At 62.2% G+C, this 14,982-nt stretch carries 16 protein-coding genes; 9 read left to right on the top strand and 7 right to left on the bottom strand.

What is annotated here, in order from left to right:
• Nucleotides 1-12 precede the first annotated feature (12 nt).
• A complete protein-coding gene (locus ASD03_RS21830; protein WP_057216229.1) occupies nucleotides 13-1,041 on the bottom strand; it encodes an ABC transporter substrate-binding protein in 1,029 nt (342 codons plus the stop codon).
• A 192-nt stretch (nucleotides 1,042-1,233) separates the two neighbouring features.
• Here ASD03_RS21830 and ASD03_RS21825 point away from each other — a divergent pair, with 192 nt between their 5' ends.
• Nucleotides 1,234-2,235 carry a substrate-binding domain-containing protein gene (locus tag ASD03_RS21825; RefSeq protein ID WP_057216274.1) on the top strand — a complete coding sequence of 334 codons (1,002 nt, stop codon included), beginning with the start codon at nucleotides 1,234-1,236 and terminating at the stop codon, nucleotides 2,233-2,235.
• A 38-nt stretch (nucleotides 2,236-2,273) separates the two neighbouring features.
• Here ASD03_RS21825 and ASD03_RS21820 read toward each other — a convergent pair whose 3' ends face one another.
• From ASD03_RS21820 to fabZ, 3 genes are all read right to left on the bottom strand, one after another.
• Entirely contained in the window at nucleotides 2,274-2,477 is a 204-nt protein-coding gene (locus ASD03_RS21820) for a hypothetical protein (protein ID WP_156408039.1), read from the bottom strand.
• Entirely contained in the window at nucleotides 2,474-3,070 is a 597-nt protein-coding gene (locus ASD03_RS21815) for a phosphatase PAP2 family protein (protein ID WP_057216223.1), read from the bottom strand. Before ASD03_RS21815 ends, ASD03_RS21820 begins: the two co-directional genes overlap by 4 nt.
• A gap of 277 nt (nucleotides 3,071-3,347) precedes the next feature.
• The gene (gene fabZ, locus ASD03_RS21810; protein WP_057216220.1) at nucleotides 3,348-3,836 is read right to left on the bottom strand and encodes a 3-hydroxyacyl-ACP dehydratase FabZ; all 489 of its coding nucleotides are present in this window, start codon (nucleotides 3,834-3,836) and stop codon (nucleotides 3,348-3,350) included.
• Between the two features lie 342 nt (nucleotides 3,837-4,178).
• Between fabZ and ASD03_RS21805 the strand changes: the two genes are divergently transcribed.
• The 4 genes from ASD03_RS21805 (at nucleotide 4,179) to ASD03_RS21790 (ending at nucleotide 7,801) form a co-directional block, all read left to right on the top strand.
• Entirely contained in the window at nucleotides 4,179-4,874 is a 696-nt protein-coding gene (locus ASD03_RS21805; RefSeq protein WP_057216216.1) for a response regulator, read from the top strand.
• Nucleotides 4,871-6,043, top strand: a complete 1,173-nt coding sequence (locus tag ASD03_RS21800; RefSeq protein WP_200951741.1) for an ATP-binding protein — start codon at nucleotides 4,871-4,873, stop codon at nucleotides 6,041-6,043. Before ASD03_RS21805 ends, ASD03_RS21800 begins: the two co-directional genes overlap by 4 nt.
• Before the next feature lie 216 nt (nucleotides 6,044-6,259).
• Nucleotides 6,260-7,264: a DUF535 family protein gene (locus ASD03_RS21795; RefSeq protein ID WP_244494680.1), complete on the top strand. Its 1,005-nt coding sequence runs from the start codon at nucleotides 6,260-6,262 to the stop codon at nucleotides 7,262-7,264.
• Nucleotides 7,265-7,408: 144 nt separating this feature from the next.
• Nucleotides 7,409-7,801, top strand: a complete 393-nt coding sequence (locus tag ASD03_RS21790) for a GFA family protein (RefSeq protein ID WP_057216210.1) — start codon at nucleotides 7,409-7,411, stop codon at nucleotides 7,799-7,801.
• Nucleotides 7,802-7,826: 25 nt separating this feature from the next.
• Here ASD03_RS21790 and ASD03_RS21785 read toward each other — a convergent pair whose 3' ends face one another.
• From ASD03_RS21785 to ASD03_RS21775, 3 genes are all read right to left on the bottom strand, one after another.
• Complete coding sequence (locus tag ASD03_RS21785) at nucleotides 7,827-8,456, bottom strand: LysE family transporter (protein WP_057216207.1); 630 nt, start codon at nucleotides 8,454-8,456, stop codon at nucleotides 7,827-7,829.
• Between the two features lie 3 nt (nucleotides 8,457-8,459).
• A complete protein-coding gene (locus tag ASD03_RS21780; RefSeq protein WP_057216269.1) occupies nucleotides 8,460-8,909 on the bottom strand; it encodes an Lrp/AsnC family transcriptional regulator in 450 nt (149 codons plus the stop codon).
• A gap of 89 nt (nucleotides 8,910-8,998) precedes the next feature.
• Nucleotides 8,999-10,057 (bottom strand): LacI family DNA-binding transcriptional regulator, encoded by a 1,059-nt coding sequence (locus ASD03_RS21775; protein ID WP_057216204.1) that lies wholly within the window; start codon nucleotides 10,055-10,057, stop codon nucleotides 8,999-9,001.
• A gap of 243 nt (nucleotides 10,058-10,300) precedes the next feature.
• Here ASD03_RS21775 and ASD03_RS21770 point away from each other — a divergent pair, with 243 nt between their 5' ends.
• The 4 genes from ASD03_RS21770 (at nucleotide 10,301) to ASD03_RS21755 (ending at nucleotide 14,980) form a co-directional block, all read left to right on the top strand.
• The gene (locus tag ASD03_RS21770) at nucleotides 10,301-11,293 is read left to right on the top strand and encodes an autoinducer 2 ABC transporter substrate-binding protein (RefSeq protein WP_025428444.1); all 993 of its coding nucleotides are present in this window, start codon (nucleotides 10,301-10,303) and stop codon (nucleotides 11,291-11,293) included.
• Between the two features lie 183 nt (nucleotides 11,294-11,476).
• Nucleotides 11,477-12,991, top strand: a complete 1,515-nt coding sequence (locus tag ASD03_RS21765) for a sugar ABC transporter ATP-binding protein (protein WP_057216201.1) — start codon at nucleotides 11,477-11,479, stop codon at nucleotides 12,989-12,991.
• Complete coding sequence (locus tag ASD03_RS21760; protein ID WP_057216198.1) at nucleotides 12,984-13,985, top strand: ABC transporter permease; 1,002 nt, start codon at nucleotides 12,984-12,986, stop codon at nucleotides 13,983-13,985. The genes ASD03_RS21765 and ASD03_RS21760 overlap by 8 nt, the downstream gene beginning before the upstream one ends.
• Nucleotides 13,982-14,980 carry an ABC transporter permease gene (locus tag ASD03_RS21755; RefSeq protein WP_057216196.1) on the top strand — a complete coding sequence of 333 codons (999 nt, stop codon included), beginning with the start codon at nucleotides 13,982-13,984 and terminating at the stop codon, nucleotides 14,978-14,980. The genes ASD03_RS21760 and ASD03_RS21755 overlap by 4 nt, the downstream gene beginning before the upstream one ends.
• Nucleotides 14,981-14,982: the final 2 nt, after the last annotated feature.

The raw sequence follows: 14,982 nt of genomic DNA, 5'->3' as shown, positions 1-14,982 counted from the left end.
AACCGAATGCCGTCAGTTGGCGCTGGCGCCGACTTCGCGGTCCCAGCGCTCGAGCAGTGCCTTGCGCTTTTCGGAATCGCCATAGGTGGCGAAGTCGTAGTCGATCAGCTTGATATCCTCGAACTTGGGTGCTTCCTTCGGCACTTCCGCGCTCTTGTTGGACGGCAGCTGGAAGGACTTGGCGTCCTTCATGCGCGACTGAACGTCTGCCTTCAGCGCCCAGTCGTACCAGGCCTTGGCATTGTCAAGGTTCTTGGCACCGCGGATGATCGACATCGAGCCGATCTCGTAGCCGGTGCCTTCACAAGGGGCGATCGCCTTGATCGGGAAACCCTCGGCCGTCTGGGCGACGGCATCATGCATGAAGACGATGCCGAGGCCGGCCTCGCCGCGTGCTGCCGACTTGACCGGCGCCGAGCCTGACTTGGTGTATTGCGCGACGTTGGCGTTGAGCTTCTTCAGGTAATCGAACGCCTGGTCTTCGCCCATGATCTGCACCAGCGATGCAAGCGCCGTATAGGCTGTACCCGACGAGTTGGGGTTTGCCATCTGGATCTCGCCCTTCAGCGAAGGATCGAGCAGATCGGCCCAGCATTTCGGCTCCTTGAAGCCCTTCTTTTGGAAGATCTCGGTGTTGTAGCCCCAGCCGAGCGCGCCGGCATAGACGCCGACGGTGCGGTAGCCCGAGCCTTCGGCCTGCTTCTTCGCCCAATCCTGGAGCTGGTCGAGCATCGGCGACTTGTATTCGAGCGTCAGTCCGTCGGATGCGGCCTGCAGATGCGGGTCGCCGGTGCCTGCCCACCAGATATCGGTCTTGGGGTTGCGCGCCTCGGCGCGAACCTTGGCATAGGTTTCGCCAGAAGACAGGCGAACCATGTTGACCTTGATCCCGCTTTCCTTCTCGAAATCGGCGGTCATCTGCTCGCAAATGACGACGTCTGCCGAGCAAATCAGATTGAGACTGCCTGCCGCCTGCGCCTCAGACGCCGCGAATGCTAGGCCGGTTGCGGCGAGCGCAACCGAAATGGATACAGCTTTCATAACTTCCTCCCAATGATGCGATGCCTCCACACCGCAGTAATGCAAGCGCGTGCAAGGTGTCACATGGATTGGAATGTTGTCAATCCAAGTCCAAACAAATACGGAAAGTTTAATCTATTGGGTTTGATCGAGCTTGCACAGACTTGAGATTTGTTGCAAGAAGTTTGCAAGGCCGTGCAAGATTGGTTCCCGATGAGCGACAAGATATTCGTCAGTGCCGAGGAAGTAGCAAGGAAGGCCGGCGTTTCCCGGTCCGCCGTTTCACGCGCGTTTACAGCGGGTGCAAGCATTGCACCGGAGACGCGCCGCAAGGTCATGGAGGCGGCTGAAGCGCTCGGCTATCACGTCAATCATCTTGCCCGCGGACTGATGCGCAACGAAAGCGGCATCGTCTGCCTCGTCGTTTCCGATATGGGCACGCCTTATCGTTCTGCGCTGATCAAGGCGCTGACGCAGCAACTGCAGAACGCCGGCAAGATTGCGATGCTCGTCAACACCGACCGCTCCGACGAGCGTGTCGATATGGCGTTGCGGCAGGCGATCCGGTACCGGGCCGATGCCTCGATCGTGCTGTCCGGCATGCCGGACAAGTCGCTCGTCGATCTCTGCGTCAGGAACGGCCAGCGGCTGGTCCTGATCAATCGAAACGACGAGCATCAGGGACCGCTCCGGATAAACCTCGACGAGGACGACACGGCGCAGAGCGTCGTGACGGCGTTCCTGCGGGCAGGCTGCCGCCGTCTCGCCTTTGCCAATTCGGAAGCGGGAACGCCAAGCCTCATGGCGCGCGAAGTGGGCTTCGTTGCCGCCGCGCGGGAGCAGGGGCTCGATGTGACCGTCGAGCGCTTCGGCCCGACGGGTTACGAAAGCGGCAAGGTTCTCGCTCAGCGGTTGATGACCCGCCGCGAGCGCCCGGATGCGGTCTTCTGCGTCACCGATCTCGTGGCTCTCGGCTTCATGGACGCGGCCCGGCACCAGTTTTCGCTGTCGATCCCCGACGATCTCTGCGTCGTCGGCTTCGACGATATTCCGCAAGCTGCCTGGAACTCCTATGACCTGACGACATTTGCCCAGCCGATCGAGGAGATCGCGGCAGCTGCGGTCGCGTGGCTGATGAGTGATGATGTCGGGCAATCGCAATCGCTGCGGCTCAACGCCCCCTTCGTCTGGCGCCGGTCCGTGCGCAGCGCCTGACCACACCGGGATAGGCGGCAGCAAAGCTGTCGCCGACGTCAGCTTTCAAGAGGGCGTCGGCCACGTGTCAGAGCGGCATCGATGCGCGTGCCATGGGCTGCAAAGGCCGACCATAGCCACAGCATGATCCAGAGCATCAGCGACCAGGCGAGCACGACGTCCGAGAGAAAATGGGCTCCGAAGGCGATGCGGTTGAGCGAGAAGGCGAGCACGACGGGGATCAAGGCGATTATCGTCGTCAAGCGCCATCGTGTTGGTAGAAAGACCACCAATGCATCAACGCAATCGCTGTCGCCGCCTCGCCGGAGGCAAACGAACAACTGCGCGAGCAGGCGCCGGAGACCTGCCAGGCGGGCGTAAACGGCAGGGTTCCGCCGAACTCGATGATCTCGGAGGGGCGGGCGCGACCGACCAGTCTTTTCAGAAGCTGGATGACAAGGCCCGGGCCGAGCGCATAGAAGGTCAGGAAAAACAACATCTTGTGCGGGCGTGGCAACCAGGCGCGCGGCGCGCGCATCTGCACGGCAAGCATCGCCGCCACGGCGGGCAGGATCAGAAACGGGATCAGACGGTTGAAATCGCGCAGCAAACGCAGCGCGTGTTCTCGCGATAGCGGAAAATCCGCGTCACCGGCCGCCGCCCAGCGAGACACGGTGAGATCGATGCCGGGAAACGCCATGAAACTGAAGCCTACGAAGATCGTTGCCGATGCGGCTGCCTGGATCGGCTGTTCCTGGACGTAGGCGTAGCATCGCGCAAGCCATGTCTGGGGATTGGCAGCCTGCCACCGGCGGCCGGCGGCAGGTGTGGTGGTGGATTGCAGGAAGCTGGACATTCCGAATGCTCGCGATGAAAAAATCTGAGGAGGTGCGAGCGGGAGAGTTGCGGTTGTCTGTCAAGGAAGGGCGGGGAACTCGAGAAGGCTCGGAGCGGACGGAAAATCAACCATTCGAAGTGGTGCTTAGGGCCGCTGGGGCAGGCATTCCTCCCCACGCGGCGCTGGGCAAGGCTGCGCCACCGCGAGGGCCAAAGTGGCTGCTAAGCGGTTAACCTAAGCATCGATAAGAAACGGGCGACCCATCGGATCGCCACGCGTGGCTGTCATCGCAAGCTCAAGCCGCCGCCACGGATTGCTTCCCTTCGGTCTCCAGGTATGCCGAAATCTCGGCCTCGGCAACGAGCGCGCCGTCGACCAGGGCCTCGCCGCGGTAACGCCAGATATTGCGGCGATAGGCGAGCTTGGTCATGTGATAAGCGATGGCGTCGCCGGGGCGGACGGGCTTGCGGAACCGTGCCTTGTCCACCGTCAGCATGTAGATGATTTTGGGCGTCAACCCTTGCGCCAGCTTGGAGGCGGCACACATGACGCCCGCCGTCTGCGCCATGCCCTCGATGATGAGCGCTCCGGGGAATACCGGATTGCCTGGGACATGCCCTTGAAACTGCGGCTCGTTGATCGAAACGTTCTTGATCCCTACGCAGCTTTCTTCGCCACGGATCGAGACGAGCCTGTCGACGAGCAGGAATGGATAGCGATGCGGGATGCATTGCAGAATCCTGGCAATGTCGGCCGACGTAAGATCGTTCGTTTCAAGAGGCATGAAAGTTTCCTTGTGGTTTTTAATGGTTGGCCCGCGTCCGGCCATGCGAGAAGAGGTGGCGGCCCGCCATTCGGCCCGATCCGGATGAGCGAGCCAGGCGTGTGCAGTTTCGATCGGTCGTGTTGGATGGGGCCGCAAGGCACATGCACCGTGCTCGACAGCTATGGTCCGGGGGCGTCGGCGGGGACACTCGGTTCGATTTGTCAAGAAATGGCGGAGAAACGAAGAACGCTTGATGCGGAACGCTCTGTGATGCTGTCGAGCACTGCTCGGATGAATTGCATGCCGGATTTTTTCGTCCCATAAGCTCGAGACCACAACACATGCGCGAGGAATTTGCAGATGGTCGACAAGGGGCTCATCCTTTTGGTCGAGGACGAACCGGAGATCGCGCAGATCCTCGATGCCTATCTCGTGCGCGATGGCTTCAGGACTGTGCGTGCTGCGGATGGTGAAACCGCGCTTACCCACCATTCCGTGCTTTCGCCCGACCTCATTCTTCTCGACGTGCGCATCCCGCGGCTCGACGGTTTCGAAGTGCTGGCGCGCATCCGTCGCGAAAGCAACACTCCAACGATCATGGTGACGGCCCTTGCCGAGGATCTCGATCGACTGGCTGGCCTTAGGCTCGGCGCCGACGACTATGTCGTCAAGCCGTTCAATCCGCAGGAGGTCGTGGCTCGCGTCAATGCGGTGCTGCGGCGGACGCGAAACGGCGCCGGCGCCACGATATTGCGCTTCGAAAACGTCGAGGTCGACCTCGACGCCCATGCCGCCTTTATCGACAACAGCGGCAAGCGCCGGTCCCTGCCGCTGACGCTCAGCGAGTTCCGTATCCTGGCCCACATGATCCGCCGCCCGACGCACGCCTTTGATCGGGCCGACATACTCGACGCCTGCCTTCCGGATAGTGACGCGCTGGCGCGCACCGTCGATACCCATGTCGCCAACCTTCGGCGCAAGCTTGAGGATCTCGGAGCCTGCGGATTCTTCACCGCGGTTCGCGGCGTCGGCTACCGGTTCGTGGAGCCGAGATGAAAATCAGAATGTCGCGGCTGCCGCTCAGCGTTCTCACCGCCATGCTTCAGGCGGTCCTGCTCGTGGTCAGTGTTTGTATCGTCTATTTCGGGGTCATGTGGGTCGAGTCGGACCTTGAGGAGCGGATGCTCAAGCGGATGCCGTCTGGCGCGGCCCAGGCATATACCGACCTCAATGCCGGCCGCATGCCTCAGGAGGAGCACCTTCGGTCGCTCGTCACCAACATCCCGCAGATTGAGGAATGGGGCAACAACGAGATCGACCTGTCGATCATCACGTTCGGTGTCATCGCTGCGGCAACCTGCAGCCTGATCGGCTATTGGCTTGCCCGCAAAATCAGCCGCCCATTGGAATTGCTCGCGCAGGCAACCGAGGATCTGCGCGCGGGCGATTTCGCAGTCCGTGTTGGATCCGTGCGGAAGGGGGCGAAGGAAGTGGCGACGTTGATCAGGACTTTCGATGAACTTGCGGCGGAACTTGAAAGCATGGAAAGCCGTCTGCGCTTCAACACGATGGCCGTGGCCCACGAACTGCGCACACCGCTGACGATATTGCAGGGCAATCTGCAGGGCATGGCCGACGGGGTCTTTCCGCTGGAACAGGAGCGTGTGCGGCAGCTCCTCGTGCAGGTGGAAGGGTTGTCCGCCCTGGTCGAGGATCTGCGCACACTCTCGCTGGCGGCGGGCCAGAAGCTGGTCACCCAGCGCAGCGCCGTCGATCTTTCTGCCGAGGCGACACAGGTGCTCGGCGCCTCCCGCACCATTCTGGCATCCGCAGGCCTCTCGCTTGAGGCAGCGCTCGAACCAGCGGTCGTGTCGGGCGATTCCCAGCGCCTGCGCCAGGCCCTGCTCGCGCTCGTCGAAAATGCCTGCCGCTATGCGGCCTCCGGTGGCGTGCTTCGCTGCGAAACCGGTGCGCGTGGAGCCGATGAAGCCTTCATCCGCGTGCTCGATCGCGGGCCAGGGCTCCCGGACGACGTGTCGACCCATTCGATCGACCTGTTCTGGCGCGGCGATGCGTCACGATCGCGAGCAACCGGCGGAACAGGCCTTGGCCTCTCCGTCGTGCAGGCGATTGCCAAGGCCCACGGCGGCCGGCTGGAGTTCGCAGCGCGCCCCGGCGGCGGAGCGATGATCACCATAATGCTGCCGCGCGAAAGCGCCGCCTGATCACTATCAGAATGACCTTGAATAGGGCCGGGTCAGGTCCTGTGCAGCGTTCGGCGAAAGCCGAGCGGCGATTTGCACGCGGAGATGGATGCGCCACAAACGGCGCTCAATTCCCGATCACATCTCCGCATTCCCTTGACAAACAGAAGGCAAACCCAGCGGCGCCGGATATCCCGGCGATGCTTGGACAAGCATTTGCTTTCAAGGAATTGCATCATGTCCCTGGAAGGTCGTTTGCAGGAATACAGCGCTCGATCGGGTTTGCCATCGCTCCCCTTAGATGGCGGTGACACAGTAGAGGCCCTGCCGCCATCGGTGGGCTTTGTCGCTGCCGCCAATATGCCGGAGCGCGGTCGCTCGGGCCGGCAGATCCTGTGGCAGGTCCTCAAACTCGGCGGGCGGCTCACGTTGAAGCGAGCGGCCGTGTTCTCGATGCGCCTTTTGCTTCAGCCGGTGCTGACGACGCGCTGGCTCGCCTTTCTCGGCGCGTTCGGCGATCGCTACAAATTGGGGCTTCCGCATGACGATCTCATCCGCAAGTCGGTCCCGACCTTTCTGCTGCATGGCGCGTCCTCGCGGCGGCGTCTTGAACTGTTGATGGACCACTTCGATGTGGCGAGCGAAGTCCTGTCCCGCCGCTCGCTGATGGCGCTTTGGCGCGGCACACCGATGGAAATGGGCACCGTTGGCGGGCGCGACGAAAACTATCGCATCCAGTTGCTGCTGGCCGACCACTGCGGCGGCCGCCATGAGGGCGCCTTTGCGATCAGGCTCAGCCGGCAAAGCGATCGCTATGCGCTGTGTACCGTCAGTTTTGCCTTCGTGCGCTGCGGTGAAGGCGCTTATAGCCTGGCGATCGGCGGTATGCAGGGGCCGCGCGGAGGCGATGCGAAACGTGCGTTGATTACCGCGACCCGCGATCTTGGTGGTTTGCGGCCCAAGGACGCCGTTTTGCTGACGCTTCAGGGGCTCGCCTCCGAGGGCAACGCTCCGCACGTCTATGCCGTCTCCAACGAAAGGCATGTGATCAATCGCAGGCGGCGCAAACGCCGCCGGATGATGATGGCCGATCTCGATGCCTATTGGCGCGACAGGGGAGGCGAGCCGTCTGATCCGTTCGGCTTCAGTCTTCCGATCGGCGAGGGCCAGGCCGCGCAAGGCGGAAACAGGCGCGACCAGAGCAAACGTGCGTTTCGCGACATCGGCGCGTGGTTCTACTGACCGCCGGCGCATGACTGCTCTTTTCCTGGACCTCTGACGGAGTGTGTCAATACAGCGCTACGCCAAGTTGCGTGCTGCACGCTATGTTGTGCGAATCGAAACTGCAACTGAGGGTAAAGAGTGACAAGAGCCGTGACCAAGAGGATGAAACCACATACTGGTGGATGCCTTTGCGGGGCGATCCGTTTTGAGGCGCAGGGGCCGGCTGGAAAGCCGCACACGTGCTCCTGCAAACTGTGCCAGCGGCATTCGGGTGCACTGACCGTCGCCTGGGTTGAATTCCCAACGGAAGCTGTTGCCTGGATCGGGCCGGGCGGTGCGCCCTCGACCTATCGCTCCTCGGACTATTCCAGTCGCGCCTTCTGCGGGAAGTGCGGGAGCACGATCGGTGCGCTCGATGACGCACCCGTCGTGGCATTGGTGCTCGGGTGTTTCGACAAGACCGGTGCCATTGATCTGATCCCGGTCTCGCATAGCTACCGCGGCGGACGACCGAAATGGTGGCATGTCGAATGCGTCAAGCCAGCGGCTGAATAGCCGTTGGCAGCTGTTGGCGTAGCTCTTAATCTGAGGCGAGGTTCACAACGACCGAGCCGATGGCTATCGCACCGAAGGCAATCAGGACGATACCCGAAAGGCGTGAGACCCAGCTGACAAAACGGTCGGGCAGGCGTTGCCGGGCAAGGGCGATCCCGCCGCTCAAAAGCATCCACCAGGCGAGTGAACCGAGGAATACGCCGGCAACGACGATGGCGGCGTTCGCAAGCCCACCGGCTTTCGCCAGGCCGAGGACGGCGAAGAAAGCGGCAAAGGACAGGATCGTCAGCGGATTGGCGATCGTCAGCGCGAAGGTCGCCGCGGTTGTCTGGATGAGGTCGCGCGCACCGACCTGGGCCGCGGCTGTGACCGGGCTCGGTTGAAGCCCACGCCAGCCAAGCCAAATCATGAAGGCGCCGCCGACCAGGCTGAGCGGTGTCGATACCGTGGCGAGCAGGGTCGCAAAGGCAGCAAAGCCGGCGGCCGCCAGCAGTGCATAGCTGGCGTCAGCAAGCGCCGTGCCCAAGCCGCCGGCGACACCGGCCCAGAAGCCGCGCTCGAGCGTGCGGTTGATGCATAGCACACCGATCGGGCCGAGCGGGGCAGCAATGGCCAGGCCGAGCAACAGGCCTTTTCCAAACAGCAATGCAGACATGGATCAGCGCTCCGGGCTGGTGAACTGGGTTTCCCTTACAGTCGACAAGGCAATCACCGTCTCGCTACGAGCCAGGAAGCGGCGGTGCTTGAGCTCTGCCAGGAAGGGCTCGATATCGCCGAGCGATGGCATGCGTACCTTGACGCAATAGGACCAGGCGCCGGTGACGTGATGGCACTCCGCAACCGAGGGGTGATCGGCCATGAAGGTGCGAAACGCGGCTTCATCCGCATCGGGGGATAGTCCGACCCAGACATAGGCGAGCACGTCGAGCCCGAGCGCGCTATGGTCGGCGTCGATGGTGAAGCGGCGGATCACCCCGCTAGTGACGAGCCGGCGGATACGTTCGTTGACCGAGGAGGGCGAAAGCTCGACCGCAGCACCAATGTCGGTCAAAGACCGGCGGGCGTCCTGCGCGAGAATTCCAATGATTTTTCTGTCTATTTCGTCCATATCCAATGAATACGTGGAAATAGAATAGATGTACAGAAAAATCATCGGTGGAAATATTGCGCAGCCGAAAAATCAACGGAGATCGTAGCTCAGTCGATGTCCTTGAGGGCATCGAGCGGGCCGGTCAGCGCCGTGCGCGGTTGGACCAGCTCGGGGCTGATCAGGTGAATGCGTGGCTGGGGCCGCCCTTCTTCGATGACCTCGAACGCCTTGGCGATCATGCCCTCGACATCCTGCCTGATCATGATGACCGGGAAGGGCAGGAAGGACGCGAAGGGGTCGTAATCGTAGCAGCCGACGGTGAGGCCGGCGAAGTTCTCATGCGGGTGGCCGGCCATGAAGCGCAGCAGCCCCTCGAAGTTGATCGAGGAGTTGACGAACAGGGCGCGGGGCAGCTTGCCGTGTTTTTCGTGGAAGGCTTCGAAGGCGATCCTGGCATTGTTGGGAGCGTAGCCGGTCGGCTGGATGCAGCCGTCCGGGTCGTCGCCCAGAAGTTCACGCTTCACGGCGCGGAAGCCACGGATGCGCTCGCGGCTGGCGTGGTCGTCGCGGCCACCGAAGAGGTAGAGCTCATCCGGCCGCAGTGGCTGATCCGCCGGGAAATGGCGGATGATCGCCTCGGTCAGCATTCGGCCGCCTTCGTAGTTGTCGCTGATGACGGACGGAACTTTGGTGCCGGGTAGGTCGATATTGATATGCTTCAGGCCCACGGTCTCGCAGACTTCGTGCACGCCGTCCGGGTCTGTCGCTCCGCAGATGAACAGCTCATCGATCGAGTAGGAGATCAGCGTCTCTGCAGTCCTGCGCTCTTCTTCCGGGTCGCGACTGGCGCTGACGACGATCGGGCATTGTCCCTTGCTTCTGACATGCGCTTCGAAGGTCTGCGCCATCGAGGAGAAGTAACGGTTGTCATGGACGGGCAGCAGCAGGCCGATGAGGCCCGAGCGCGAACTGCGCAGGCCGCGTGCCTGGCGGTTGGCGGTGTATTGGTGGGTTTCGGCCAGGTCCCGGATCAGCGCCGCCGTGCTCTCCTTGATCCGCCGTTTCTGCCAGGTCCCGTTCAGAACCGCACTCACGGTTGAAGGCGAACTGCCTGATAGCACCGACAAGTCGTAGATCGTCGCCTTCTTCTTGCTGCTCTTCGTCATCCACGTGCCTCCCTCATCGTCTTAGTGCCGATTTCCCCTTGACGAAAGATTAAGTCTGCACAATAGTCTTTGCACCATCGATTGTGCAAACAAGAAATATCGATTGTGCATGCGATGGTGTCGTCTGAGGAGGCGGCGATCAGGGAGGCGGGAATTCGTTCCTAGCCAGTTGCGATTTGAAACTGGAGGCCGGCGCTTTCGCAGCCGGGCGTGTTCCCTATGGGGGACGAGTGGAGGAGAGACATGATCAAGAAAATTCTGGTCGCCGCCCTGGCGACATCGCTGTCGCTTGCCGGCGCGGCTGCGGCATTCGCTCAGGACGCCGGAAAGGTCGGCGTCGTGGTCAAGATTGGCGGTATTCCGTGGTTCAACGCCATGGAGGCCGGCATCAAGGAACGTGGCCAAAAGCTCGGCATCGACGCCTTCATGGTCGGCCCGACGAGCGCCGACCCGGCGCTGCAGGTACGCGCCATCGAGGATCTGATCGCCCAGGGCGTGAAGGTCATCGGCGTCGTGCCCAACGATGCCAAGGTTCTGGAGCCGGTTCTGACCAAGGCGAAGGAAAAGGGCATCATCGTCATTACGCATGAATCGCCGAGCCAGAAGGGCGCCGACTGGGATTTCGAGCTGGCGTCCTCGACCGGCTTCGGCGAAGCGCATGGCAAGTTGCTCGCCGAGAAGATGGGCGGCAAGGGCGAATATGCCGTCTTCGTCGGCTCGCTGACCGTGCCGCTGCACAATGCCTGGGCCGATGCAGCGATTGCATACATCAAGAAGAACCACCCAGATATGACGCTGGTCGGCGAACGCTACGGCGTTGCCGAAGACGTCGACAAGAGCCGCTCGACCGCGCTCGATCTGATTTCCGCCCATCCGGATCTCAAGGGGTTCCTTGCCTTCGGCAGTCAGGGACCGATCGGGGCAGGCCGCGCCGTCGAAGAGCGCCGCAAGGTCGGCGAGATCTTCGTGCTCGGCCCGTTCTCGCCGGGCCAGGGGCAGAAGCTGGTGAAGTCGGACGCGATCTCCGGCGGCTTCATGTGGAATCCGAAGCAGGCGGGCGAAGTGTTCGTGACGCTCGCCGACAAGCTGATGAAGGGTGAGGAAGTCAAGGACGGCGACGAGATCGAAGGTCTCGGCAAGGTCAAGCCGGACTTCGAGAACCACAACATCATCGTCGATCAGCTCGTGCCGATCAACAAGGATACAGTCGCGGACCTTGCGGCCATGGGTCTCTGACCCGCTACAGCGTCGCACGTCCTATTGGACGCGCAAAGACCGCTGTAACGCTATGAATTGTTGCATGTTTTATCCCTAGATCGGCAGCGATTTAAGGAAACATGCAGTGGGTTCTCCCGGCTGCTGGGCCGGCTTCGGCCGGCCTGGCACGTCCCTTCAAAACGGTATTCGGGGCACACGTTCATGCATCAGCTTGCGACCGCGGGAGGCAGCGAAATGCCGCTTCTGTCCCTGCACGACATCAACATGACTTTCGGTGGCGTCAAGGCGCTCAAAAATGTGAGCTTCGACGTTCGTCCGGGCGAGGTCCATTGCCTCGCGGGCGAAAACGGTTGCGGCAAGAGCACCCTGATCAAGATCATTACCGGCGTCTACCGCCCGGCCGAAGGCGCCTCGATCGAATATGACGGCGAGACCTATTCGCACATGTCGCCGGTGACCGCTCAGGATCGCGGCATTCAGGTCATCTGGCAGGACCTGGCGCTTTTCCCCGAAATGAGCGTCGCTGAAAACATCGCCTTCCAGACCGTTCTCGGCCGTTGGCCGAAGCTGGTCGATTATGGCCGCATGCGCAAGATCGCGATGGATGCGCTTGAGCGCCTCGGCATCGCGCTCGACGTCGACCTGCCGCTCAAGGAATATGCGATTGCCCAGCGCCAGATCGTGGCCATTGCCCGCGCCCTTGTCGGCGAAGCGAAGCTCGTCTTCATGGATGAGCCGACCGCATCGCTGACCCAGTCGGAGACCGATCATCTGCTCGACATCGTTCGCGGCCTTTCGGCCTCCGGCGTCGCCGTCGTCTTCGTCAGCCACCGCCTTGCGGAAGTACTGGAAATTTCAAGCCGCATCACCGTGCTGCGCGACGGTGCGCTGGTCGGCGTCTACCCCGCCGCCGGCATGACGCAATCGCGCATCACCGAACTGATGACCGGCAAGACCTTCGACCAGCAGGTCCGCGCCAAATCCGGGCAGGATCAGCCCGTCGTGCTGGAGGTAAAGGGCCTGAGCCGCCCCGGCCAGTTTGATGACATATCGCTGACCGTCAGGCGCGGTGAGACGCTGGGGATTACCGGTCTTCTCGGCGCCGGTCGAACCGAACTCGCGCAGACGCTTTTCGGCATGCTGCAACCGGTGGCCGGTACGATTACGCTCGAGGGCAAGCCGGTCCGTTTCGCCTCCAATCGCGATGCCATCAAGGCGGGCGTCGCCTATCTCTCCGAAGACCGGCTGTCGCTCGGCCTCATCCAGCAGCAGTCGATCGCCGACAATCTCGTCATCAGCTCGCTCGGCAAGATCGTTTCGGGCGGCTTTCTTTCGGATGAGCGCAAGCGCAAGCTCGTCGCCGGCTGGATTGCCGATCTCGGCGTCAAGATCGGCCTGCAAGGCGACGCGATCTCGACGCTGTCAGGCGGCAATCAGCAACGTATCGCCATCGCCAAGTGGCTGGCGACCGATCCGAAGCTGCTCATCCTCGACGCGCCCACCGTCGGCGTTGACGTCGGCGCACGCGCCGGTATCTTCGACATCGTCGCCAAGCTCGCCGAGACGGGGCTTGCGATCATTCTGATCTCCGACGAGGTTCCGGAGGTCTATTTCAACGCCGACCGCGTCCTGCACATGGCGCAGGGTCGCATCGTCGGCAGCTATGATCCCCGCAGCGTTCCGCTCGCCGAAATCGAGGGGGCGGTCTATGCATAGCTTCGCCCGCACCCACGCGACGGAAGTCGCGCTGCTCGCCGTCATCGCCATCATCTGCACGGTGCTGTCGTTGGCGACGGCCAATTTCTTCTCGCTCGGCAACGCCTTCGATCTCCTGAACACCAGTTCGGTCAACATCATCTTTGCCGTCGGCCTGCTGGTCGTGCTCATCGCCGGCGGCATCGACATCTCCTTCGCTGTTGCCGCCTCGGTGGTGCAGTACGGTACGGCGATCGCGCTTGGCTGGATCGGCGGCGGCGGCTGGATCTCCGGCCTGATCATCGCCGGATCGATCGGCATATGCCTTGGCGCCATCAATGCGCTGCTGATCCACCGTTTCCGCATCATTTCGATCGTCGCAACGATCTCGACCTTCAATATCTACTTCGGCCTGCTGATGTTCTTCACCAAGGGCGTGTCGATCTACGATCTGCCGGAATGGCTGACGGATCGCGTCGTGCTCTTCGAGCATGAAATGGCCGACGGCAGTTGGATCGAGATCACCCTTCCGGTGCTGGTAATGGTGCTGTGCGTCATCGCCACCTGGGTGCTGATCACCCGCACGACCACCGGTCGCCAGCTGTATGCCTTCGGTGATAATCCGGAAGGCGCGCGCCGCTTCGGCATCAACATCGGTGCCATGCAGTTCATCGCCTTCGGCTGGCTCGGCCTGATGGCCGGCATCGGCGGGCTGGTGCAGGCGCACTATGCGCAGGAGGTCGTGCCGAACGCGCTCTACGGACGAGAACTCGACGTGCTCGCCGCCGTCGTTCTCGGTGGCGCCAGACTCGGCGGCGGCAAGGGCTCGGTGCTTGGCTGCGTGCTCGGTGTGCTCTTGATCGCGATCACCCAGAACGGGCTGAACCTGATGGGCGTTTCCCCCTTTGCCTTCAAGATGATCGTCGGCGCCATCATCCTGATCGCCATCACCCTTTCCAATACCAGCATCGAACGGCTCCTGCCCTTCGCAAGCCAGAAAGGTGCACGCCGATGACAAGCTTTTCGGATCGCCTGAAGGCGTGGTTCGGACCGGAAATGGCAGGGCCGGGGCTGGCGCTGGTTGCCGTCATCCTGGTGTTCGGCCTGGCGTCGCCTCAGTTTCTGAGTGCCGCGACCTTTGGCTCGGTGGCGTTCCAGCTGCCCGAACTTGGGTTGCTGACCCTGGCGATGCTGCTGCCGATCCTGACCGGTGGCCTCAACCTTGCCGTAACCTTCACCGCCAACATTGCCGGGCTGACGCTTGCCTGGGTGCTGCAGGCAAACGGTGGCGCGGATGCCGGTGCCGGTGCCTTTGCGCTCGGCTGTGTGCTCGCTGTCACAGTCGGGGCCGCAAGCGGCATCGTCATGGGCCTGGTCATTGCCTTTACCCGCGCACACCCGATCCTCGTCTCGTTGTCGATGATGATCTTCCTGCGCGGTCTCGGCGAGTTTTTGACGCGCGGCGGCGACGTCTCCGGTTTTCCGGCCTTCATCGGGCCGCTCGGGCATGGCTCGATTGCTGGCATACCGGTGCCGTTGATCGTCTTCATCGTCTGCGTGCTGGCCTGGCATGTGCTGCTGACCCGGACCAGGCTCGGCTTCAACACCTACATGATCGGCTCAAACCTTGAGGCAACGCGCTATTCCGGTATCAACACCCGCAAGGTGATCGTGCTCGTCTACACGCTCTCGGGCGCCATGTGCGCGATCGCCGGCATCATCATGCTGGCGCGGTTCAACTCGGTGCGCATCGGCCATGGCGAGTCCTATCTGCTGATCACCGTGCTTGCCTGCTTCCTCGGCGGCGTCAATCCGTTCGGCGGCTTTGGCCGGGTCATCCCGGTGTTCGTGGCGCTCGTCGTGCTGCAGCTGCTGTCATCGGGGCTCAACCTCATCGGCGCCAACCAGCATCTCGCCACCGCGGTCTGGGGCCTGCTGCTCGTCGGCGTCATGGTGCTGCGCTTCGCCGCTTCCAAATTCAAGATTTCATTTGTCAGAAAAGGAACGTGATC

This window comes from Ensifer sp. Root127 (assembly GCF_001425225.1).
Classification (GTDB): domain Bacteria; phylum Pseudomonadota; class Alphaproteobacteria; order Rhizobiales; family Rhizobiaceae; genus Ensifer; species Ensifer canadensis.
This window is presented reverse-complemented; position numbering and strand designations above follow the sequence as displayed.